A 21,926-nucleotide genomic window follows, 5' to 3' on the forward strand; every position below is an offset into this window, starting at 1 on the left:
GCGACCGACGATGATGGGACCGTGACCGACACGACTGCAGCCCCGATCCCGACGCTCGCCGACATCGAGGCCGCGCGCGAGACGATCGCCGGGGTGGCGCGGGTGACCCCGATGGAGACGTCGAAGTTCCTCGAGGGCCTGCTCGGGTCGCCGGTGCACCTCAAATGCGAGAACCTGCAGCGCACCGGCGCGTACAAGGTGCGCGGTGCCTACAACCGGTTGTTCACGCTGTCGGCCGAGCAGCGGGAGGCCGGGGTCGTCGCCGCCAGCGCCGGCAACCACGCGCAGGGGGTCGCCTTCGCCGCGCGCGAGCTCGGCATCCCGGCGACGATCTTCACGCCGGTCGGCGTCGCCCTGCCGAAACTGCAGGCCACCCGCCGGTACGGGGCGGACGTCGTCCTGCGCGGGCACTCGGTGGAGGAGGCGCTCTCCGCCGCGAAGGACTTCGCCATCCGCACGGGCGCCGTCTTCATCCCGCCGTTCGACCACCCCGCGGTGATCGCCGGTCAGGGCACGGTCGGCCTCGAGATCGTCGACCAGGTGCCCGACGTCGACACGGTCGTCGTGCCGATCGGCGGCGGCGGCGTCATCTCCGGCATCGCGATCGCGGTGAAGGGGATGGCCGAGCGCCTCGGTCGTGACATCCGGGTCATCGGCGTGCAGGCCGAGAACGCGGCCGCCTACCCGTCGTCGATCCAGGCGGGGGAGCCCGTCACCATCACGACGAGCCCGACGATCGCGGACGGCATCGCGGTCGCGCGCCCGGGCGACATGAACTTCCCGATCATCCGCGATCTGGTCGACGAGATCGTGACCGTCTCCGACGACGACGTCGCCCGGGCACTCCTCGTGCTGCTCGAGCGCGCGAAGCTCGTGGTCGAGGCCGCCGGTGCCGTCGGCGTCGCGGCGATCATGGCGGGCGCGGTGCACGACACCGGCCGGACCGTGGTCCTCCTCAGCGGCGGCAACATCGACCCGCTCATGATGGAGCGGATCATCACGCGCGGACTCGTCGCCGCGTCCCGCTACATCGGGATCCGGATCATGCTGCCGGACCGTCCGGGTCAGCTCGCCCGCGTCTCGCAGATCATCTCGGACGCCGGTGCCAACGTCGTCGAGGTCCTGCACACCCGTCACGGCCAGGGCGTGGTGATCAGCGAGGTGGCGCTCGACCTGTCGATCGAGGCGCGCGGGCCCGAACACGCCGACGAGGTCATGGCCCGGCTGCAGGAGGCCGGCTTCCGCCCGGAGCAGCTCACGAACTGACGCGCGCTCCTCCGGCGGGACCGCGCTGCGCACGGCGACGGCCTGGAGGCCCGGGCCGGCCCGGCGGACGGCGGTCGCGCCTCCAGGCCGTCGCGACGGTCAACGACCTCCGGCCCGCCGTGCGCGGCGGGCACACGACGGCCCGGCGTGTACCAGGAGGGTCCACGCCGGGCCGGAGGTCGGGTGCCGCGAAGGCCGCGAAGGCCGCGAAGGCCGTGAGGGCCTACGGCTCGTACCGCTCGACCTTCGTGACCTCGACGGCGATCTCCTTGCCGTTCGGGGCCGTGTACGTCGTCGCCTCACCGGCACGGAGGCCGACGATCGCGGCGCCGACCGGGCTGACCGGGCTGTACACGGTGAGGTCCGAGCCCTCCGCGACGATCTCGCGGTTGCCCACGAGGAACGTCGAGGAGTCGCCGGCGATGGTCGCGGTGACGACGGTGCCCGGTTCGACGGTGCCGTCGAACTCGGCTTCGGTGACGGTGGCGTGCTTGAGGAGCTCGGTCAGGGAGCGGATGCGGGCCTCGATCTTGCCCTGCTCGTCCTTGGCGGCGTGGTAGCCACCGTTCTCCTTGAGGTCGCCCTCTTCGCGCGCGGCCTCGATGCGGCTCGCGATCTCGATGCGGGCCGGGCCGGTGAGCTGTTCGAGCTCGGCGGTGAGACGGTCGAACGCCTCCTGGGTCAGCCAGGTGCCCTGCGTGTCGTTGCTCATGTCGTTTCCCTTCGGCCGCGACGGTCGGGACCGGTCACGGCGTGTGGCGCAAAAGAATCGAGACCGGCCGGCGGCCGGTCTCGAATCGTGATTCCGAGCAGTCTAGGGAACCCAGCACGAGTGGATCAAGCCGGTGACGGCCCGCGACGTCGTGTTCACGGGCGTCGAGAGCGAGCGGCTGCGCTGGTCGTCCGCCGGCACCGTCACCACCCGCCAGCCGACGATCGTGTAGCCCTTGTCGAGCGCCTGGACCGCGCACTCGACCTCGGTGCCCGGGTCGACCGCCAGCTGGGTGTGCACGACGACCTGGTGGTCCGAGAGGACCTCGTACCCGACGTCGTCGGTGTCGAGCCCGTGGTCGGTCTGTCCGGGGCCGGCCCAGATCGCCCACACCGCGAACACGACGGCGATCGCGACCGCGGTGACGATCGCGAGCAGCCTGCCCCGGCGTCGGGTGCCGGCGCCGCGACCGTAGCGGTCGTCCAGTGCCGCCCGGTCGGCGGGTGCCGCGCTACCGGCTGCTGCGGGCCCTGCTGCTGGGGCGGTGTGCTGATCGGACAGTTCGGGGCTCCCGGGGTGATTATCCTGATCCCAGGGTAGTTCACGCTCGCCGTGCGCCACCCGCGTCCGAAGGTCCGTGAGCAGTGGAGGAACGCTGTGCCCCGTCGTCTGCTCGCCGTGCACGCCCATCCCGACGACGAGTCGAGCAAGGGCGCGGCCACGGCGGCGAAGTACGTGGCCGACGGTGCGGAGGTCCTCGTCGTCTCGTGCACCGGGGGCGAGGCCGGGGACATCCTCAACGAGCAGCTGCCGGACGCGTCGAAGGCCCGCGCGCACCGCGACATGGCGGGCTTCCGCCGCACCGAGATGGCGGCCGCGCAGGCAGCCCTCGGGATCGACCACGTCTGGCTCGGGTACCACGACTCCGGACTGCCGGACACCGAGCAGGGTGAGACGGTCCGCCCCGGCACGTTCGCGACGGTCCCGCTCGAGTACAGCACCGCGGCCCTGGTCCGGGTCGTCCGTCGCTTCCGCCCGCACGTCCTGGTGACGTACGACGAGAACGGCGGCTACCCGCACCCGGACCACATCCGGACGCACGAGGTCTCGGTCGCTGCGTGGCGTGACGCCGCGGATCCCGAGAAGTACCCGGAGGCCGGGCCCGCCTGGTCCGTGTCGAAGCTGTACTACGAGCGCACCATGAACCCACGGCGGTTCTCGGCCTTCCACGAGGCCCTGCGGGAGCGCGACCCCGAGAACCCGCTCCTCGAGCAGCTCGGCGAGTGGGTGCAGCGGTTCGCGGACCGGCCGGACCTCGCCACGTCGCACGTCGACGTGCACGAGTACTTCGAGGCGCGGGACGCCGCACTCCGGGCGCACGCGAGCCAGGTGCCGCCGGACAGCCCGTTCTTCTACTGGCCGAACGACCTGCTCGCCGAGGTCTGGCCGACCGAGGACTACCAGCTCGTCGAGGCCCGAGTGCCGACCGAGCTCCCCGAGTCCGACCTGTTCGCAGGGATCCCATCCGAAGAGGACGCGCACGCGTGAGCACCATCGCCGCCGTACTGGCAGCCACCCCCAGCCCGAGCCCGAGCGGTGTCCCCGACGTCGACGTCACCCCCGGGGTCGCCGGCTTCGTCGCCATCGCGGTGGTCGCGATCGTGACGATCCTCCTCGTGCTCGACATGACGCGGCGCATCCGTCGCACCCGCTACCGCGCCGAGGTGCGGGAACGCCTCGAGGCCGAGGTCGCGGGCGAGCCCGACGACGGCGCCGCGACCGACGAGCCGTCGCGGCGGGCCGCCGAGGACGGCCGGGCCGACGTGGGTGACGACACCGAGCGCGGCTGACGCGTCCGCACGACGGACGGGAGGCTCCCCACCAGCTGGTGGGGAGCCTCCCGTCCGTCGTGGGTGCGGCGTCCGCGTGCCGCCTCAGCGCACCGGGTCGAGGGCGATGACCAGGATGCCCGCCCACTGCGCGGCGAAGGCGACGACCGTGAGGGCGTGGAAGACCTCGTGGAAGCCGAAGAACGTCGGCGACGGGTCCGGGCGCTTGAAGCCGTAGACGGCCGCTCCGAGGATGTACGCCACCCCGCCTGCGAGCACGAGCACGGTCATCGGCACGCTCGCCGCGAAGAGCTGCGGCAGGATGAGGAACGCCGCGCAGCCGAGCGCCAGGTAGAGGGGCACGTAGAGCCACCGCGGTGCGCCGATCCAGAAGACGCGGAAGGCGACGCCGAGCAGCGCCCCGCTCCACATCACCCAGAGCACCACGACCATGAGCGTGTGCGGCAGCGCACAGACCGCGACGGGGGTGTACGTGCCGGCGATGAGCAGGAAGATGTTCGTGTGGTCGATGCGCTTCAGCACGCGCTTGACGACCGGGCCCCACGGGAACCGGTGGTACGTCGCGGAGACGCCGAACATGATCATCGACGTCGCCATGAACACCGCACTCGCCGCCTTCGCGGCAGGGGTGGCCGCGAGCGCGATGAGCACGATGCCCATCGCCACGGCGAACGGGAACGTGCCGGCGTGGATCCACCCGCGCCAGGCCGGACGGGGCGCGTCCGTCGTGGCGGCGTCGGCGCTCGCCTCCTCCGTGAACGGGACGTGGGGGAGCGCTGGCGCGTCCTGGTCTGACTGCATGCCCTCGACGCTACGACCGGATCACGGAAGAGCGGCTGGGAGTCGCCGTGCGGAGTGGTTGCACTACAGTCGACGCGTGACGGGCAGGCTGGGATGGGCGGGGCGTGGGCTCCTCTACCGTGCGTACCAGAACCGCATCCGCCGTGAGATCGAGGGCGCGCAGAAGCCCAAGCACGTGGCGATGATCGTCGACGGGAACCGCCGGTGGGCCCGGCAGCTCGGTCTCGAGACCGCGGCACACGGCCACCGGGCCGGCGCTGCCAAGATCCCCGAGTTCCTGTCCTGGTGCGAGGACCTCGACATCCAGGTCGTCACGCTCTACCTGCTCTCGGCCGACAACCTGAAGGGTCGCGGCGGCGAGGAGCTCGACCAGCTCGTCGGGATCATCGCCGACCTGGCCGAGCGCCTGTCGCACCACCGCACGTGGCGGGTCCAGCACGTCGGGTCGAACGACGGCCTGCCGCCGGAGCTCGTCAGCGCGCTCGAGCGGGCCGAGGAACGCACGGCGGACCACGCCGGGCTGCACATCAACCTCGCGGTCGGGTACGGCGGTCGGCGGGAGATCGCGGACGCCATGCGGAGCATCGTCCGGTCCCACGGCGAGGGCGGTGGAACGCTCGACACCCTGGCCGAGGTGCTCACGCCCGAGCTCATCGGCGACCACCTGTACACGCAGGGGCAGCCGGACCCGGACCTCATGATCCGCACGTCGGGGGAGCAGCGGCTGTCGGACTTCCTGCTCTGGCAGAGTGCCCACAGCGAGTTCTACTTCGTCGAGGCCTTCTACCCGGACCTGCGCGAGGTGGACTTCCTCCGTGCGGTCCGCGACTTCGGGTTGCGCTCGCGACGGTTCGGCGGCTGAACCGCTCCACAGGGTCGGAGCCGGGGTGGCCGGGGCCGATCGCCCGGCACCGCGCGCCTGGCGTTCCGCGGACTGCATTCGACCGCCTGCACCGGTCCCAGTAGGCTCACAGGGTTCTGCCCACTGGAAGGTGCACCCCGTGACCACGATCGACGAGTACGTCGCCGGCTTCGCCGAGGAGCCCGGCTACCTCGACCACGCCGCGTTCGGCCCCGTGCAGACCGCCGTCCTCGAGGAGCAGCGTGTCCTCGGCCACATCCAGGAGCACATGCGCTTCGGGGCGATGGAGACGCTCGACGAACAGGACGCCCGGGTCCGCGCCGTCGCCGCCCGTCTCGTCCGCCGCCGGGAGGACCAGGTCGTCTCGCAGACCGCGACCACGCCCGGCCTGCTCCACACCGCCTTCGGCCTGACCGGTGGGGTCCTCGTCGCCGCCGACGAGTACCCGTCGCTGCCGCTCGCCCTCGCGAGTGCCGCGTCGGCGACCGGCGGCCGCGTGCAGCCCGTCGTCATCGAGTCCGGCGCCGGCTGGCTCACGCCCGAGCTGATCCGCGAGCGGCTCTCCGACGACGTGACCGCGGTGGCGCTGTCCCTCGTGGACTGGCGCACCGGCTACCTCGCCGACCTCGCCGCGATCCGGGACGTCATCGGCGACCGTCTGCTCATCGTCGACGCCATCCAGGGCTTCGGCGTCGTCGACGCCCCGTACGAGGTGGCGGACGTCGTCGCCACGGGCGGCCAGAAGTGGCTGCACGCCGGGTGGGGCACCGGCTTCGTGTCGTTCAGCGACCGGGCCCTCGAGCGCGTCCGGCCGGCGCTGTCCGGTCCGCACGGCACGACGGGCTGGCCGTCCGAGGTCCCGACCGTGCGCCCCGGTGCGACGGCCTTCAGCATGTCGCGGGTGGACCCCGTGTCCCAGGCCCGTCTCGCCGTCTCCCTCGAACGCCTCACCGCCGTCGGCGTCGCCGCCGTGCAGGAGCGCGTCGCGAAGCGGGTGGACCGGGTCATCGCCATCGCCGACGAGTTCGGCCTGCCCGTCGTGTCGAGCCACGACCTCCCGGAGCGCGCCGGAATCGTCGTGCTCCGCCCGGGTGCCGGACGGCTCACCGCACTGAGCGCAGCGCTGCACAACCACGGCGTCACCGCGACGGCCCGCCTCGGTGAGGTGCGGGTCTCGGTGTTCGCGTCCACGACGGACGAGACGCTCGGGATGTTCCGGGACGCCTGCGTCTCGTACGCCACGATGACGGCCTGACGCCTGACGCCGGCCGCTGGCCGCGCCTCCCGGCCGTTCAGCCGGCCGACACACGACCGTAACCGCGCGATCAGGCGTGTCGCTGGTGCGCTGCGCCCACCCGTCGTAGCTTGGCGACATCGGGCAACGCGCCCGGTCGGAGCGGCCACGGTCGGTGCTCCGGGACCGCTCCAGTGGCCGCGTCGAGGACATGGACCGGGTCGCTCGCGGCCCGGGGATGGAGTGGTCGTGACCTCTCAGAACGTCTCCCGCGGAACCTCGTCAGCAGCGCCGGCATCGACGTCGGCCGCCCAGCGCACCTACGTGCTGGACACCTCGGTGCTGCTCAGCGATCCGCGCGCCCTGTTCCGCTTCGCCGAGCACGCGGTCGTCCTGCCCGTCGTGGTCGTCAGCGAACTCGAGTCGAAGCGCAACGACCCGGAGATCGGGTACTTCGCCCGGCAGGCGCTGCGCATCCTCGACGAGCTGCGGGTCGAGCACGAGCGACTGGACTTCCCGGTGGCGGTCGGGGACGGCGGCTCGCTCCGCGTCGAGCTGAACCACTCGAACCAGTCCGTCCTGCCGTCCGGGCTCCAGCTCGGTGACAACGACTCCCGCATCCTGGCGGTCGCGTCCAACCTCGCGAACGACGGGCTCGACGTGGTGGTCGTGTCGAAGGACCTGCCGCTCCGGGTGAAGGCCGCGTCGATCGGCCTCGCCGCCGAGGAGTACCGCGCCGAACTCGCCGTCGACACCGGGTACACGGGCATCACCACGCTGCAGGTGTCCGGCGACCAGGTCACGGCGCTCTACGAGACCGAGGAGCTCCGCACGGTCGACCTCGACGGCGTCCCGGTCAACACCGGGGTCGTCATCTCCTCCGAGCGCGGCTCCGCACTCGGCCGCGTGCACACCGCCAGCTCGGTGTCGCTCGTGCGCGGGGACCGCGAGGTCTTCGGCCTCCGCGGGCGGTCCGCCGAGCAGCGGCTCGCCATCGACGCCCTGCTCGACCCGGAGATCGGCATCGTGTCCCTCGGAGGGAGTGCCGGCACCGGCAAGTCCGCGCTCGCACTGTGTGCCGGTCTCGAGGCCGTGCTCGAACGGCAGCAGCACAAGAAGATCATGGTGTTCCGCCCGCTGTACGCCGTGGGCGGCCAGGAGCTCGGGTTCCTGCCCGGAGACGCCTCGGAGAAGATGAACCCGTGGGCGCAGGCCGTGTTCGACACCCTCGGGGCGCTCGTGTCCGACAACGTGCTCGACGAGGTCGTCGAGCGCGGCATGCTCGAGGTGCTGCCGCTCACCCACATCCGGGGCCGCTCCCTGCACGACGCGTTCGTCATCGTGGACGAGGCGCAGTCGCTCGAGCGCAACGTCCTGCTGACGATGCTGTCCCGCATCGGGCAGAACTCGCGCGTGGTGCTCACGCACGACGTGGCGCAGCGGGACAACCTGCGGGTCGGCCGGCACGACGGGGTCGCGTCGGTGATCGAACGGCTGAAGGGGCACCCGCTGTTCGCACACGTGACGCTGACACGGTCGGAGCGCTCGGCGATCGCGGCGCTCGTGACGGAGCTGCTGGACTCGCCCGACCTGGCGTAGGGGCGGGCGGCCCGGCCGGCTCGATTCGCGCTGAGCGACAGACCTCGCGTTGGTCGGCGCGAGGGCTGTCGCTCAGCGCGATCCGACGTCCGGCGCGACGGCGCCGGCCGGGAGGCTCGGGGTGCGGGACGGCACGGGTCCGGCGGCGCGGACCGGTCTCGCACACCAGGAACCGCTCCGAACCACGGATTCGCGTGGTCCGGAGCGGATCCGGTTGTGCGCCGCCGACCCGCGCCAGTGCGCTGCTGTCGGGTGATCGCTGCGGACGGGAGGCTCGGGGTGCGTCGCCGCCGAGCCTCCCGTCTGGCCGCCGGGGTGGGATGGGCCCGGCGGCGCAGGACGGGCCCGTCGGGGCGGGACGCCGCCGGACGCCCGAGACGCCGCCGGGAACGGCGGCGTCTCGGTGACGGAGCGGCGTTTCGTGCAGACGCCGGTGTCTGGTGCTGGCCGGGTCAGGCGGGGCGGGTCATGCTGAGGACGTCGAGGGCGCGGTCGAGCTGCTCCTCGGTGACCTCGCCGCGCTCGACGAAACCGAGGGCGACGACCGCCTCCCGGACGGTGATGCCCTGGGCGACCGCCGTCTTCGCGACCTTCGCTGCCGACTCGTAGCCGATGACGCGGTTCAGCGGCGTGACGATCGACGGCGAGGACTCGGCGAATGCGCGCGCCCGCTCGAGGTCCGCCTGCAGCCCGTCGACGGTCTTGTCGGCGAGGACGCGGGTGCTGTTCGCGAGCAGACGGATGGACTCGAGCAGCGCCGTGCCCATCACCGGGATCGCGACGTTGAGCTCGAACGAACCGGACGCGCCCGCCCACGCGACGGTCGCGTCGTTGCCGATGACCCGCGCGGCGACCATGAGCGTGGCCTCGGGGATCACCGGGTTCACCTTGCCCGGCATGATCGACGAGCCCGGCTGCAGGTCCGGGATGTGCAGTTCGCCGAGCCCGGTGTTCGGGCCGGAGCCCATCCAGCGGAGGTCGTTGTTGATCTTCGTCAGGCTGACGGCGATGACCTTGAGGGCGCCGGAGACCTCGACGAGGGCGTCGCGGGCTCCCTGCGCCTCGAAGTGGTCGAGCGCCTCGGTGATCGGCAGTCCGGTGTCCTCCGCGAGCTGCGCGATGACCTGCTGCGGGAAGCCCTTCGGTGTGTTGATGCCGGTGCCGACCGCGGTGCCGCCGAGCGGGACCTCGGCGACGCGGGGGAGGGTGGCGGTCACGCGCTCGATGCCGAGGCGGATCTGGCGCGCGTACCCGCCGAACTCCTGGCCGAGGGTGACGGGCGTGGCGTCCATCAGGTGGGTGCGGCCGGACTTCACCGCGCCGGCCCACTCGGTCGCCTTGCGCTCGAGTGCCTCGGCGAGGTGCTCGAGTGCCGGCACGAGCGAACGGATGAGGGCGTCCGTGACCGCGACGTGCACGGAGGTCGGGAAGACGTCGTTCGACGACTGTGACGCGTTGACGTGGTCGTTCGGGTGCACCTCGGTCCGGGCGGTCCGGGAGGCGAGCGTGGCGAGGACCTCGTTCATGTTCATGTTCGAGGAGGTGCCGCTGCCGGTCTGGTACACGTCGACCGGGAAGTGGTCGTGGTGCTCGCCGCCGATCACGGTGTCCGCGGCGGTCGCGATCGCCTGGGCGACGTCGTCGTCGAGGATGCCCAGCCGGCCGTTCACCAGGGCTGCGGCGCGCTTGATCCGCGCGAGCGCCACGATCTGCGCGGACTCGAGGCCCGTGCCGGAGATCGGGAAGTTCTCCACGGCCCGCTGTGTCTGCGCACGGTACAGCGCCGACGCGGGGACCCGCACCTCGCCCATCGTGTCGTGCTCGATGCGGAACTCGCCGTCAGCGGGGGTGGTGGTGTCGGTCACGTCGTCGTGGTCCTTCCTCGTGGTGCTCACACCGGGTCGCGGTCGCGGGCGGTGTCGGTGTCCGCTCGGCGGCTCGTCGCTGCCGGGGCGGTGTCGTCGTCGGACGTGGTCCGTCCGGGCGCCCACCCGTGTCCCCACGGGGCAGGCGTCCGCCGCACGGACCGGTCAGGCCTGTCCGACGACGGTGTCGATCGTGACCTCTCCCGTGGTGAGGTCGTAGGTCGCGCCGACCACGGCCAACCTACCCTCCGCGATGGCGTCGGACACCGCGCCGGAGCGGTCGAGGATGGTCTTCAGGCTCGACTCGAGGTGTGCGGCACCGACCGACTCCTGCGCGACGTCCGGGTCCGTGGCGCGGACACGCTCGACGCTCGGCGCGATGGCGTCGACGAGGGCCTGCAGGTGCGGCGCGGGAACGGGCTCACCCGACCGGGCAGCGGCGACGGCTCCACACTTGGTGTGCCGGAGCACGACCACCAGGGGCGTGCCGAGCGCGACGACGGCGAACTCGATGGAGCCGAGCACGACCTCGTCCACGATCTGTCCGGCGTTCCGGATCGCGAACACGTCACCGATGCCGGCGTCGAACACGTGCTCGAACGGCACGCGCGAGTCGGAGCAGCCGAGGACGGTGGCGAACGGAGCCTGCGAGCCCTGCAGCTCGGAGCGACGCTCGGGGTCGATCCGCCCGGTCCGGCGCTTGTCGGCGGCGAAGCGTGCGTTGCCCTCGACGAGGAGTCGGAGGGCCTCGGCGGGGGTGGAGGCGGCGCGGTCGGTCATCGTGTGTCGTTCCTCGGGCGTTCGGGTTCTCGGGACGGGTTCGTGGTGGTTCTCGGCCGGTGCTGGCCGCGGTCGGCCGCAGGACCGGCCGCCGGCGGCTAGTTCCGGAGTTCCTCGCCGATCGCGGTCGCGACGGTGCGGAACGAGCGGTCGTCTGCGGTGCCGGCGAGCACGACGGTGTCCCGACCGGAGGTCGTCACGAGGGCGTACGCGTTGTTGCCCGCGTCCTTGCCCTCGTCACGACGGTCGTAGACGGTCCACTCGACGCCACCGATGTCGCGGGAGCCGGTCGCCGGCTTCTGGTCCAGTTGGTCGGCGATCCAGGTGTCGTTCGCGTCGATCCCCTGGTGCATGCCGATGTACTGCGAGTCCGGCGTCAGCAGGCCGATCGTCCAGACGGCGACCCCACGAGCGGAGCCCGACTCGTAGTCGGCGTGGTTCGAGGTGTACGAGGACGGCAGCGTCGGGACCAGGAGGGTGGCACCGGACACGTCCGCCTGCTGTGCCACCTGGCGGTAGTCCACGGCGCGGTCGACGGCCTGGTCGGGTCGCACCACGACCGCCACCAGGAAGAGCACGATGCCGAGCGACGCGATGAGCGCCAGGACGAGGTTGAACGCCGTCTGGTGCTCACGCCGCGCACGACGGGCGGTGTCCTTCCGCGCCCAGGTCTCCTCGGCGGTCTCCGGGCGGCCGAGCTCGGCGACGATCGGTCGACCGGTGTCCGGATCGGTCATCGGGCACCACCGACCGCGGAGTCGTCGGCCGTGGGACGGTCCTCCGTTGCGGCACGCGCAGCGTCGAGGCGCGCGCGGGCCCCCATGAGCCACTCCTCGCAGCGAGCAGCCAGGGCTTCCCCGCGCTCCCACAGGCCGAGGGAACGCTCGAGGGTCGCGGACCCCTGCTCGAGTTCGGAGACGACACGGACGAGTTCGTCACGCGCCGCCTCGTAGCTCAACGAGCGGACGTCGGGCTGCTCGGACTGCTGCTCGGAAGACACAGTCCGATCCTACCGAGCCGCCACCGACGGTTCCGCTGTCCGGCGGGGTCCGTGGAGAACTCGCGCCGAGGCGGGCGGAGCGTCGCCCGGGAGGTCGGGACGGGCCTCCGAGCCGGAACGGACCGACCGGGGCGGGCCTCCCGCGTCAGGCGGCGTCCTCGGCCGCCCCGCCGGCACCCGATCCGTCCGGACCGGGCCCGTCCGCTTCCAGCGTGCCGACCGCGGTCCCCGCTCCGAGCGTCACGTGCACCGCGGTGGCGCCGTGGAGCTCGTTCGCGCCGCGGACCACCGCGCCGTCCTGCGTCTGCACGATCGCGTACCCGCGTCGGAGGGTGTCGCGCGGGGACAGGGCCCTGAGCCGCCCCGTCAGGTGCCCGACGTCGGAGTGGGAGCGCTCGATCCGACGGTCGAGCAGCTCCCGGGCGCGGGAGAGGTCACGGGCGACCTCCTCGGCACGTGTGTCCACCAGCCAGGCCGTCGAGGCGAGCGCGGGCCGGGACCGCAGCGCGGCGATCCGGTCCGCCTCGACCGACAGGGTGTGCGAGAGCCGCAGGCCGAGACGGGCTCGGGCCTGTCGGACGTTCGCGAGCTCCTCGGCCACGTCCGGGACGACCCGCTTCGCCGCGTCGGTCGGGGTGGAGGCCCGGAGGTCGGCGACCTCGTCGAGGATCGGCCGGTCGGCTTCGTGCCCGATCGCCGACACGAGCGGTGTCGTCGCCGCGGCGGCCGCGCGGACGAGGCCTTCGTCGCTGAAGCCGAGCAGGTTCTGGAAGTCGCCGCCACCACGAGCGACGATGATGACGTCGACCTCCGGGTCGGCGTCGAGCTCCTGGATCGCCGCGGTCACCTCGGCCACGGCACGGTCGCCCTGCACCGCCGTGTGCACCGTCCGGAACTCGACCTGCGGCCACCGCAGCTGGGCGTTCCGCTTGACGTCCTTCTCGGCGTCGGAGTCCTTGCCGGTGATGAGGCCGATGCGATGCGGCAGGAAGGGCAGACGCTTCTTCCGGGACGGGTCGAACAGCCCCTCCTCCGCCAGGGCACGCCGCAACCGCTCGAGCCGTTCGAGCAGGTCGCCCAGCCCGACGTGCTTCATCTCGACCACCTGCATCGTCAGCGAGCCGCCCTTGACCCAGTAGTTCGGCTTGACGGCGGCGACGACGCGGTCGCCCTGCTTGAGGTCGGTGGGCACCCGGGAGCGGACGCTCGACCAGATGGAGAAGGACACGGTCGCGTCGACCTCGACGTCCTTGAGCTTGCCGTAGACGTTGCCGCCGGCGACGTTCCACTGCGTGATCTCACCCTCGACCCAGGCGACGCCGAGGCGGTCGATCCAGTCGCGGAGCTTCGCGCCGAGCAGCGCGACGGGCCACGGGTCCTCCGCCGTGGGCGGCCCCTGTTCGATCGCCATCGTGCTCCTCCCGGTCGTGCGGACCATGGTGTCGGACGCCGGTGACATCCCGGCCGTCCGCGCGTTCTCCACGGGCTCGTCCGTGCCCAGGCTGCGCGGGTCCTGCTCACCTATCATCGGGGACGTGACGATCACCAACGGCCACTCGGTCCCGCTCGCCCCGCCGCGGGTCCCCGCAGCGCGCGGACGGCTGCGTGACCTACCGGTCAGCGGGAGCAAGCGGGTGCTGCTCGCGGCGCCGCGCGGCTACTGCGCGGGGGTCGACCGCGCCGTGGTCGCGGTCGAGAAGGCGCTCGAGCAGTACGGCGAGCCGGTGTACGTCCGGAAGCAGATCGTCCACAACGTCCACGTGGTGTCCACACTCGAGCAGCGCGGCGCCGTGTTCGTCGACGACGTCGCCGAGGTGCCCCGCGGGTCGCACGTCGTCTTCAGCGCGCACGGTGTCTCCCCGGCGGTGGTGGCCGGAGCCGCCGCACGCGACCTGCACGCCATCGACGCCACCTGCCCGCTCGTGACGAAGGTCCACCGCGAGGCCTCCCGGTTCGCGAAGGCGGAGCGCACCATCATCCTGATCGGGCACGCCGGCCACGAAGAGGTCGAGGGCACCATGGGTCACGCGCCCGAGCGGACGATCCTGGTGAGCGGCCCGGCCGACGTCGCCGCGCTCGAGGTCCCCGATCCGGACAACCTCGTGTGGTTGTCGCAGACCACGTTGAGCGTCGACGAGACGATGGAGACGGTCCGGCTCCTGCGGGAGAAGTACCCGTCGATCGAGAACCCGCCCTCCGACGACATCTGCTACGCCACCCAGAACCGGCAGGTCGCGGTCAAGAAGGTCGCACCCGCCGCGGACCTGGTCATCGTGGTCGGGTCCGCGAACTCGTCGAACAGCGTGCGCCTCGTCGACGTCGCCCTGGAGTACGGCGCCAAGGACGCGCACCGGGTCGACTACGCCGAGGAGATCCGGCAGGAATGGCTCGACGGGGTCGAGACCGTCGGCGTGACCAGCGGCGCCTCCGTCCCGGAGGTCCTGGTCGCCGAGGTGCTCGACCAACTCGCCGACGCCGGCTACGGCACGGTCGAGGAAGTCGTCACCGCGCACGAGGACCTCATGTTCTCCCTCCCGCGCGAACTCCGCACCGACGCCGACGGCAAGCCGACGCGTCCGCTGGGCGGGCGCACCCGATGAGCGCTCCGGACGGACGCCCGACCGGGTGGGACGTCGTCCCGCCGCGCGGGACCACGGCCGTGGACGCTCAGGAGGCCCGGATCGCCCCCGATACCGCGGGTGCCGCCACGCAGACCCCGGGCGCCGTCCCGGCTGGGCGACCGGCTCCGCAGTACGGCGAGTACGCGCCCGAGGGCTGGGTGAACCCGGTCCTCGTCGAACAGGAACGTCAGGAACGCGAGGACCGCGAGCGCGCTGCCGCGTCGGCCGCTCCCGGGGCCGCCGGCGGGTCGGGTCGTCCCGCTGTCCGAGCACGAGCTGCTGCGACGGCCGACCGGACGGCGACCACCGGGGACGCCGCGTCCGCCCGACGGCTCGGCGCGTCCCCCGTGGACGTGCTGCTGACCTTCGTGCTCCTCGGCATGGGGCTCGTGAGCGTCGTCCAGTCACTCTCGATCGGGTCCGTCGCCTCGACGGTGCGCGAGGAGCTCGAGACGAACTACACCGCTCTGCAGGACCCCGGAGCGCTCAACGGCGCGGCGATGATCAGTTCGGTCGTCATGCTCGTGGTCTTCGCGCTCGTCCTCTGGTGGTCCGTCGTCCGGCTCCGCGCAGGTCGGAGGAGCTTCTGGGTGCCGTTGCTCGGGGGAGCGGTGGCGACCCTGCTCAGCGCGGTGGTGTTCGCCGCCGTGGTCTTCCGGGACGACGGGTTCGTCGCAGCGATGATGCGGCAGGCCGCCGGAGGCTAGGCCCAGCGCCGATGCCACGCCGTCAGGCGAGGAAGGCGGCGACCGCCCCGTGCAGGTCGGCGAGGTCATCGACGTGCACGAGTTCCCGCACCGAGTGCATCGAGAGCAGACCGAGGCCGATGTCGATCGTCGGGATGCCGAGACGCGTCGCCGCGATCGGTCCGATCGTCGAGCCGCCCGGGATCGTGTTCACGTTGACGAACGGCTGGAACGCCACGCCCGCGGACTCGCACGCCGCCGCGAACACGGCGGTGCCCTTCGCCTCGGTCATGTACCGCTGGTTCGCGCTGATCTTCAGGAGCGGGCCACCACCCGGGCGCGGGCGGTTGGTCGGGTCGTGCTTCTCCGAGAAGTTCGGGTGCACCAGGTGCCCCGCGTCGCTCGACAGCAGCCACGATGCCCGGAAGGCACGGGCGGACTCGGAACGGCTCGCCCCGAGCCCCTCCTGCACGCGGGCGAGGACGTCCTCGAGGAACGGCCCGCCGGCACCGGACGGCGACGAGGACCCGATCTCCTCGTGGTCGAACGCGGCGAACACCGGGATGTGGTCGCCGTCGCCCGGTGCCTCGACGATCCCGCGGAGGCCGGCGTGCACGCTCGTCAGGTTGTCCATCCGGCCGGACGCCAGGAACGCACGGTCGATGCCGATCCGCGACGGGGCCTGCGAGTCGGCGAGGAACAGGTCCCACGCCACGGCCGTCTCGCCGAGTCGGGAGCGCAGCCACGCCTCGACGTCGGTGCCGCCGGTGGTCCCGTCGGTGCCCACGATCGGCAGCGTGTGGCGCTGCTTGTCGATGCCCGGGCCGTCGTTCGCGCCGCGGTCGAGGTGGATCGCGAGGTTGGGGATCCGCGCGACGGCGTCCACGGTGTCGAACAGGCTCGCGGTGCCGTCGGCGTGGACGACCCGTCCGGCGATGCGGAGGTCACGGTCGAACCACGTCGACAGGACCGGGCCGCCGTAGACCTCGACGTTGAGCTGTTCCCAGCCGCCGACGCGGACGGACGGGTTCGGCTTGATCCGGAACCCGGGGGAGTCGGTGTGCGCGCCGAGGATGCGGAACGGCGTCGTCGCCGTGGCTCCTCCGGGGAGGCGCCAGGCAATGACCGCGCCGTCGCGGACGACGACGTAGGCCCCGGGCTCGGTCGGCCATGCGTCGGTCTCGGCGAGGTCGGTGAACCCGGCGGCCACCAGGCGGTCGCGCGCGACCGAGGCGGCGTGGAACGCGGTCGGCGACTCCGTGACGAAGTGGGCGAACTCGCTGGCGATGGCGTCGACGGTCATCCGTCCATCGTGGCACGGCGGCGGTGGGCGGACGCAGCAGAGGCCACGGGACGCAGAACGGGGCACGTCCGTCGGACGTGCCCCGTTCCTCCCGGTCCGGACCGGGTGCTCGCTGCTCAGCTCTGGGACTGACCCGCGGACCCGAGGACCTTCGTGGCCTCGACGACGCGGGCGGCCATCGCCGTCTCGGCGACCTTGCCCCAGGCGCGCGGGTCGTACTGCTTCTTGTTGCCGACCTCGCCGTCGATCTTGAGGACGCCTTCGTAGTTGGAGAACATCGAACCGGCGATCGACCGCGTGAACGCGTACTGCGTGTCCGTGTCGATGTTCATCTTGATGACGCCGTTGCGGACGGCCTGGTGGATCTCGTCGTCGGTCGACCCCGAACCGCCGTGGAAGACGAGGTCGAGCGGGTTCTGACCGGTGCCGTGCTTCTGCGCGATGGCATCCTGGATCTCGCCGAGGAGTTCGGGCCGGAGCTTCACGTTGCCCGGCTTGTAGACGCCGTGCACGTTGCCGAAGGTCAGCGCGGCGATCCAGCGGCCCTGGTCGCCCATGCCGAGTGCCTCGACGACCCGCTCGACGTCGCCCGAGGTCGTGTAGAGCGCGTCGTTCGTGCCCTCGTGCTGCACGCCGTCCTCTTCGCCGCCGACGACGCCGATCTCGACCTCGAGGATGGCGTTGATGTTCCGCGTCTTCTCGATCATCGTCTTGGCGATCTCGATGTTCTCGTCGAGGGGGACCGCCGAGCCGTCCCACATGTGCGACTGGAAGATTGGGTTGCGGCCCGCGCGGACCTCTTCCTCGCTCGCCGCGATGAGCGGGAGCACGAAGCCGTCCAGGGCGTCCTTCGGGCAGTGGTCCGTGTGCAGCGCGACCGTGATGGGGTAGTTCTTCGCGACCTCGTGCGCGAAGGCTGCCATCGCGAGGGCGCCGGCTGCTCGGTTCTTGACCGTGTGCCCGGCGAAGTAGTCCGCGCCACCGGTCGTGACCTGGATGATGCCGTCGGAGCCGGCCTCGGTCAGACCCTGGAGGACCGCGTTGATGGTCTGGGACGATGACACGTTGACCGCGGGGTAGGCGAACTTCCCGGCCTTCGCGCGGTCGATCATCTCGGCGTACTGGTCCGGCGTTGCGATGGGCACTGGGTTCTCCTTCGACTTCTTCGGTGATGTCGCAACCGATGCTAGTCAGGGGCGGTTGGTGGGCGGTGGATGTGGTCGGCACCTGTGGACGGAGCACGGTGTGCACATCCGTGCGCGCGGGGAGGCCGGGAGGGTGGCGGTCGGTAGGCTCGGGTCGTGACTCCCACGACTGAGACCGGCTCCCTGTTCCTCCAGCCCGACCGCAACCTGGCGCTCGAACTCGTGCGTGCGACGGAGGCCGCCGCGATCCGGGCACAGCCGTGGGTCGGACGTGGTGAGAAGAACCTCGCCGACGGTGCCGCCGTCGACGCGATGCGCAAGTTCCTCGGCACGGTGAACTTCGACGGCGTCGTCGTCATCGGTGAGGGCGAGAAGGACAACGCCCCGATGCTCTACAACGGCGAGCACGTGGGCAACGGCCACGGCCCGGCCTGCGACATCGCGGTCGACCCGATCGACGGCACCTCGCTGACGGCCGCCGGGCGACAGAACGCCATCTCCGTCATGGCCGTCTCGGACCGCGGCTCCATGTACGACCCGTCCGCCGTGTTCTACATGGACAAGATCGCCGCCGGGCCCGAGGGCCGCGGGGTCCTGGACCTCGAGAAGCCCATCGGCGAGAACATCCGTGCGCTCGCCAAGGCGAAGGGCAAGGACCTCGAGGACATGGTCGTCGCCGTCCTCGACCGCCCGCGCCACGACGAACTCATCCGTCAGATCCGCGCGACCGGTGCCGGCACCCGACTGCTGCTCGACGGTGACGTCGCCGGTGGCATCGCAGCGGCGCTGCCCGGGTCGAACATCGACATGTGCGTCGGCGTCGGCGGGACGCCCGAGGGCATCATCACCGCCTGCGCGATCAAGGCGCTCGACGGCGTGATCCTCGGCAAGCTCCAGCCGAAGGACGACGAGGAGCGCGAGCGCGCCGTCGCCGCCGGTCACGACCTCGACAAGGTGCTCGACCAGGACGACCTGGTCACGGGCGACAACACGTTCTTCGTCGCGACCGGTGTCACCGACGGCGTCCTCGTCGACGGTGTCCGTCGTTCGCGCGGCGTCATCCACACCGACTCGCTCGTGCTCCGGTCCCGCTCGAACACGATCCGCCGCATCCAGGCGGACCACCGCGCCGAGAAGTGGTTCTGATCCGCTGACCCGCGGCGCGCCGAGGATCCGCACAAGGAGAACCCGCTCGAACCACGTACTCCCGTGGTTCGAGCGGGTTTTCGTGGCCCCGGCCCCGACCCCGGTCCCGGCGCTGCTCAGTCGCGCTCGGTGCTCGCGACGAGCTCCGGCGCCGTCAGCAACCGCGGCTCGTCCTCGATCGACGTCGGGTCCGCGATGACCTTCGACTCGTCGAGCAGCGACAGCCGACGGGCGCTCGGGAGCACCTGCCGCTCGAGTGACCCGACGAACCGGTTGTAGTCGACCACGGCACCGCGGATCGACCGGCCGAGCTTGTCCACGTGCCCGGCCATGGTCGACAGCCGCCCGTGCAACTCGCGGGACACCCGGAACAGCTCGCGTGCCTCCTGCGTGACGACGTCCTGCTGCCATGAGAACGCGACGGTCTTCAGCACGGACCACAGCGTCACGGGCGAAGCCAGTGCCACCCGCTTGCGGAACGCGTGGTCGAGCAGGCCGGGGTCGGCGGCCAGGGCGCTCGCGATGAGGGACTCCGACGGGATGAACGCCACCGTCAGCTCGGGGGAGGCGTCGTAGCCCGACCAGTACTCCCGGGCCGCCAGGGCGTCGACGTGCGCCCGGAGCGCCCTGACGTGCTGCGCCATGAGGTGTTCGCGCCGCGCACCTTCCGCCCCGGTCGCGGACGCCGGGATGTCCATCGCCTGCAGGTACGCGGCGAACGGCACCTTGGCGTCGACGGCGATGTTCTTCCCGCCCGGCAGGTGCACGATCATGTCCGGGCGAGCCGCCCCCGCCGTGGTGGTCACCGACGACTGCACGTCGAAGTCGACCCGCTCGAGCAGCCCGGCGGCCTCGACCACGTTCCGCAACTGCGTCTCGCCCCACACCCCGCGCGTGCTGTTCGACGACAGCGCGCTGGCGAGGGTCTCGGCCGTGGCACGGAGGCGTTCCTCGGACTCGGCGGCCGACCGGAGCTGCGCCGACAGGGCGCCGTACTGCTCGCTGCGGGAGCGCTCGAGCTCGGCGATCTTCTCCCGCATGACCTGCAACGTGTCGGCGACCGGGCTGAGCGCGGAGAGCACCTTCGACTCGTCCTGCGCCCGGTTCGACTCGGCGCCGTGCATGCGCTGCACGAGGTGCTCCAACTCGGCCGCCCGGCGCTCGAGGGAGTCGACCTGTCGGCGGTACTGCGCGTCCTGCGCGTCGAGCCGCTCCTCGGCGTCACGTCGGGCCGCGTCGAGTTGGGAACGGAGGCCGTCGGCCGTCGCGTTCGCGGTCGCTGCGTCCACTCCGGCACGGGACCGGGCGAGTGACCACGCGACCACGGCCCCGACGGCGATGCCGATCACGAGACCGATGACCAGGGCGAGGATCTGCATGACGCGACCCTGGCAGGTCCCACCGACACCGGGCCTCCCGACCGGCGGCGAGCCGTGCGACGGGCCGGACGGGGCCCGTCGGACCGCGGTCAGTCCGAGAAGACCATGGGGCGGCGTGACAGCCGCGGCTGCGGCGTCGTCGCCTTCGGCTTCTCGACACGGGCGCGGACCGGGTTGATCGTGACCCGGGTCACGGCGCCGAGCGCCTCCACCGTCGGGACGCCGTGGAACCCGGCCGCGTGGACGACGATGGCGGCGCAGGCCTCGGCGTCGGCCGCCGCGTCGTGGTGCTGGAAGCCGGAGAAGCCGGCTGCCGTCGCGGCCGACGGCAGCCGGTACGAGTCGAGCGTGTACGTCTTCCGTGCGACCGCCAGCGAGCACATCGAGTGGTGCTCGGCGATGTCGATCCCCGTCGCCGCACACCCACCCGCGATGACGCCCATGTCGAAGCGGGCGTTGTGTGCGACGAGCACGTCGCCCTCCGCGAACGCCACGATGTCCGGGTACTGCTGCTCCCACGTCTTGGCGTGGGTGACGTCCGACTCGACGATCCCGTGGATCCGCGTGTTCCACTCGAGGAACGCGTCATGCCCGGCGGGCGGACGGATGAACCAGGAGGCCCGTTCCACGACGCGGCCGCCGCGCACCTTGACGAGACCCACGGAACACGCGCTGGCGGGCGAGTTGTTCGCGGTCTCGAAGTCGATCGCGGTGAAGTTCAACACGCGATCGATCGTCGCACGGGGATACGACAACTCCGGAATCGAGCGCGGCGTGGTGCCGGCAGCGGGAGTCCCCGCTCGTACGCTGTGGCGATGGAGACCGGTCCCGCACGCACCCCGCTCGTCCTCGTCCTGGCGGGTGCCGGGTACGGACAGCAGGCTCCGCTCCTCCGGTGGTCGGCGACCATCGCGCGGGAGTCCGGCTGTGCGGTCCTCGCACCCGACTGGACGGTCGACGACGCTGCCCGCGCCGACCCGGTCGGCTTCGTCACGCAACACGTCGCCACCGCGCTCGGCGATCGGCTGCCCGACCTGGTGGTCGCCAAGTCCTTCGGGTGCTCCGCCCTGCCCTGGGCGGTGGCGAACGAGGTCCCCGGCGTGTGGCTGACCCCGGTGCTCACCGACGACACGGTGCGCGACGCGCTCGCCACGGTCAGCGACGGAGAGGTCGCGGTCGGCGGTTCCGCCGATCCCATGTGGCGGCCCGACCGTCTCCCGCACACCCGGGCGCGGCTCGTGACCGTCGACGGAGCCGACCACGCGCTCGAGGTCCCCGGTGACTGGCGACGCTCCCAGCGCCTCCAGGTCGAGGTGCTGAGCGTCGTCGAGGAGCAGGTGGCGGCCCTGGTCCGACCAGGCGGGCGGCGGTAGCCTCCCGTCATGGCCGACCCACGCGACCTCGACGACCTGCTGGCGCAGGCCGAGGTCGTCGACGCACCGCCGCGCACCGCACGACGGGCGATCAGCCTGGCCCTCGTGCTCGCTGGCACCTGCGTCGCGATCGCCGTCGGCGCCCTCGCCGGGTTCCGCGGGCTCGTCATCGCGGCGATCTGGTACGCCACGTTGGATCCCGCGTCGAGCGGCGGCTGACGGACACACTGGAGGCTCCCCACCGGCACGGCCCTGTCCGTCGCCGCGCGTCGGCTCGGAACCTGCGGCGGGACCCAGGGGCGGC

General features: G+C 72.0%; 23 protein-coding genes. 11 read left to right on the plus strand and 12 right to left on the minus strand.

Annotated features, from left to right (window positions below):
• The first annotated feature begins 21 nt into the window (after window positions 1-21).
• Window positions 22-1,266 carry a threonine ammonia-lyase gene (ilvA, locus tag DEJ32_RS14535; protein WP_110901804.1) on the plus strand — a complete coding sequence of 415 codons (1,245 nt, stop codon included), beginning with the start codon at window positions 22-24 and terminating at the stop codon, window positions 1,264-1,266.
• A gap of 223 nt (window positions 1,267-1,489) precedes the next feature.
• Here ilvA and greA read toward each other — a convergent pair whose 3' ends face one another.
• Together greA and DEJ32_RS14545 are read right to left on the minus strand one after the other, a co-directional pair.
• The gene (gene greA / locus DEJ32_RS14540; RefSeq protein WP_110823625.1) at window positions 1,490-1,978 is read right to left on the minus strand and encodes a transcription elongation factor GreA; all 489 of its coding nucleotides are present in this window, start codon (window positions 1,976-1,978) and stop codon (window positions 1,490-1,492) included.
• A 102-nt stretch (window positions 1,979-2,080) separates the two neighbouring features.
• Window positions 2,081-2,599: a DUF4307 domain-containing protein gene (locus tag DEJ32_RS14545; RefSeq protein ID WP_181420701.1), complete on the minus strand. Its 519-nt coding sequence runs from the start codon at window positions 2,597-2,599 to the stop codon at window positions 2,081-2,083.
• Window positions 2,600-2,635: 36 nt separating this feature from the next.
• Here DEJ32_RS14545 and mca point away from each other — a divergent pair, with 36 nt between their 5' ends.
• Both mca and DEJ32_RS14555 read left to right on the plus strand, forming a co-directional pair.
• Window positions 2,636-3,526, plus strand: a complete 891-nt coding sequence (gene mca / locus DEJ32_RS14550; RefSeq protein ID WP_110890345.1) for a mycothiol conjugate amidase Mca — start codon at window positions 2,636-2,638, stop codon at window positions 3,524-3,526.
• The gene (locus tag DEJ32_RS14555) at window positions 3,523-3,828 is read left to right on the plus strand and encodes a hypothetical protein (RefSeq protein ID WP_110890344.1); all 306 of its coding nucleotides are present in this window, start codon (window positions 3,523-3,525) and stop codon (window positions 3,826-3,828) included. The genes mca and DEJ32_RS14555 overlap by 4 nt, the downstream gene beginning before the upstream one ends.
• A gap of 84 nt (window positions 3,829-3,912) precedes the next feature.
• On the opposite strand, the gene DEJ32_RS14560 is transcribed toward DEJ32_RS14555, so the two are convergent.
• The gene (locus DEJ32_RS14560) at window positions 3,913-4,629 is read right to left on the minus strand and encodes a hemolysin III family protein (RefSeq protein WP_110823629.1); all 717 of its coding nucleotides are present in this window, start codon (window positions 4,627-4,629) and stop codon (window positions 3,913-3,915) included.
• A 76-nt stretch (window positions 4,630-4,705) separates the two neighbouring features.
• Here DEJ32_RS14560 and DEJ32_RS14565 point away from each other — a divergent pair, with 76 nt between their 5' ends.
• The 3 genes from DEJ32_RS14565 to DEJ32_RS14575 all read left to right on the plus strand — a co-directional run bounded on the left by DEJ32_RS14565 (window position 4,706) and on the right by DEJ32_RS14575 (window position 8,324).
• Window positions 4,706-5,491 (plus strand): isoprenyl transferase, encoded by a 786-nt coding sequence (locus DEJ32_RS14565; RefSeq protein ID WP_258365747.1) that lies wholly within the window; start codon window positions 4,706-4,708, stop codon window positions 5,489-5,491.
• Between the two features lie 139 nt (window positions 5,492-5,630).
• Window positions 5,631-6,746: an aminotransferase class V-fold PLP-dependent enzyme gene (locus tag DEJ32_RS14570; RefSeq protein WP_110901794.1), complete on the plus strand. Its 1,116-nt coding sequence runs from the start codon at window positions 5,631-5,633 to the stop codon at window positions 6,744-6,746.
• A gap of 228 nt (window positions 6,747-6,974) precedes the next feature.
• Window positions 6,975-8,324: a PhoH family protein gene (locus DEJ32_RS14575; RefSeq protein WP_375342327.1), complete on the plus strand. Its 1,350-nt coding sequence runs from the start codon at window positions 6,975-6,977 to the stop codon at window positions 8,322-8,324.
• A 452-nt stretch (window positions 8,325-8,776) separates the two neighbouring features.
• Here DEJ32_RS14575 and DEJ32_RS14580 read toward each other — a convergent pair whose 3' ends face one another.
• From DEJ32_RS14580 to xseA, 5 genes are all read right to left on the minus strand, one after another.
• Window positions 8,777-10,189 (minus strand): aspartate ammonia-lyase, encoded by a 1,413-nt coding sequence (locus DEJ32_RS14580; protein ID WP_110901807.1) that lies wholly within the window; start codon window positions 10,187-10,189, stop codon window positions 8,777-8,779.
• Between the two features lie 165 nt (window positions 10,190-10,354).
• Complete coding sequence (locus DEJ32_RS14585; protein WP_110890341.1) at window positions 10,355-10,969, minus strand: carbonic anhydrase; 615 nt, start codon at window positions 10,967-10,969, stop codon at window positions 10,355-10,357.
• Window positions 10,970-11,067: 98 nt separating this feature from the next.
• Window positions 11,068-11,706, minus strand: coding sequence for a DUF4245 domain-containing protein (locus DEJ32_RS14590; RefSeq protein ID WP_110823633.1), 639 nt, complete (start codon window positions 11,704-11,706; stop codon window positions 11,068-11,070).
• A complete protein-coding gene (locus DEJ32_RS14595) occupies window positions 11,703-11,969 on the minus strand; it encodes an exodeoxyribonuclease VII small subunit (protein ID WP_110823634.1) in 267 nt (88 codons plus the stop codon). Before DEJ32_RS14595 ends, DEJ32_RS14590 begins: the two co-directional genes overlap by 4 nt.
• A 145-nt stretch (window positions 11,970-12,114) precedes the next feature.
• Entirely contained in the window at window positions 12,115-13,380 is a 1,266-nt protein-coding gene (xseA, locus tag DEJ32_RS14600) for an exodeoxyribonuclease VII large subunit (protein ID WP_110901795.1), read from the minus strand.
• Between the two features lie 124 nt (window positions 13,381-13,504).
• Here xseA and DEJ32_RS14605 point away from each other — a divergent pair, with 124 nt between their 5' ends.
• Window positions 13,505-14,569, plus strand: a complete 1,065-nt coding sequence (locus DEJ32_RS14605; RefSeq protein WP_110901808.1) for a 4-hydroxy-3-methylbut-2-enyl diphosphate reductase — start codon at window positions 13,505-13,507, stop codon at window positions 14,567-14,569.
• Entirely contained in the window at window positions 14,566-15,297 is a 732-nt protein-coding gene (locus tag DEJ32_RS14610; protein ID WP_110901796.1) for a DUF6264 family protein, read from the plus strand. Before DEJ32_RS14605 ends, DEJ32_RS14610 begins: the two co-directional genes overlap by 4 nt.
• A 22-nt stretch (window positions 15,298-15,319) precedes the next feature.
• Here the strand turns inward: DEJ32_RS14610 and DEJ32_RS14615 are convergent, their stop codons facing one another.
• Together DEJ32_RS14615 and fbaA are read right to left on the minus strand one after the other, a co-directional pair.
• A complete protein-coding gene (locus DEJ32_RS14615) occupies window positions 15,320-16,579 on the minus strand; it encodes a M18 family aminopeptidase (protein WP_110901797.1) in 1,260 nt (419 codons plus the stop codon).
• 116 nt (window positions 16,580-16,695) lie between these two features.
• Complete coding sequence (fbaA, locus tag DEJ32_RS14620; protein ID WP_110823638.1) at window positions 16,696-17,724, minus strand: class II fructose-bisphosphate aldolase; 1,029 nt, start codon at window positions 17,722-17,724, stop codon at window positions 16,696-16,698.
• A gap of 156 nt (window positions 17,725-17,880) precedes the next feature.
• Here fbaA and glpX point away from each other — a divergent pair, with 156 nt between their 5' ends.
• Window positions 17,881-18,870 carry a class II fructose-bisphosphatase gene (gene glpX, locus DEJ32_RS14625; protein ID WP_110823639.1) on the plus strand — a complete coding sequence of 330 codons (990 nt, stop codon included), beginning with the start codon at window positions 17,881-17,883 and terminating at the stop codon, window positions 18,868-18,870.
• 116 nt (window positions 18,871-18,986) lie between these two features.
• On the opposite strand, the gene rmuC is transcribed toward glpX, so the two are convergent.
• Together rmuC and DEJ32_RS14635 are read right to left on the minus strand one after the other, a co-directional pair.
• Entirely contained in the window at window positions 18,987-20,249 is a 1,263-nt protein-coding gene (gene rmuC / locus DEJ32_RS14630) for a DNA recombination protein RmuC (RefSeq protein WP_110901798.1), read from the minus strand.
• A gap of 89 nt (window positions 20,250-20,338) precedes the next feature.
• Window positions 20,339-20,974: an exonuclease domain-containing protein gene (locus DEJ32_RS14635; RefSeq protein WP_309146402.1), complete on the minus strand. Its 636-nt coding sequence runs from the start codon at window positions 20,972-20,974 to the stop codon at window positions 20,339-20,341.
• Window positions 20,975-21,064: 90 nt separating this feature from the next.
• Between DEJ32_RS14635 and DEJ32_RS14640 the strand changes: the two genes are divergently transcribed.
• Window positions 21,065-21,622, plus strand: a complete 558-nt coding sequence (locus tag DEJ32_RS14640) for a hypothetical protein (RefSeq protein ID WP_110901799.1) — start codon at window positions 21,065-21,067, stop codon at window positions 21,620-21,622.
• 9 nt (window positions 21,623-21,631) lie between these two features.
• Window positions 21,632-21,841 (plus strand): hypothetical protein, encoded by a 210-nt coding sequence (locus tag DEJ32_RS14645; protein WP_110901800.1) that lies wholly within the window; start codon window positions 21,632-21,634, stop codon window positions 21,839-21,841.
• Window positions 21,842-21,926 lie beyond the last annotated feature (85 nt).

It is taken from the genome of Curtobacterium sp. MCPF17_046, assembly GCF_003224295.1.
GTDB lineage: Bacteria > Actinomycetota > Actinomycetes > Actinomycetales > Microbacteriaceae > Curtobacterium.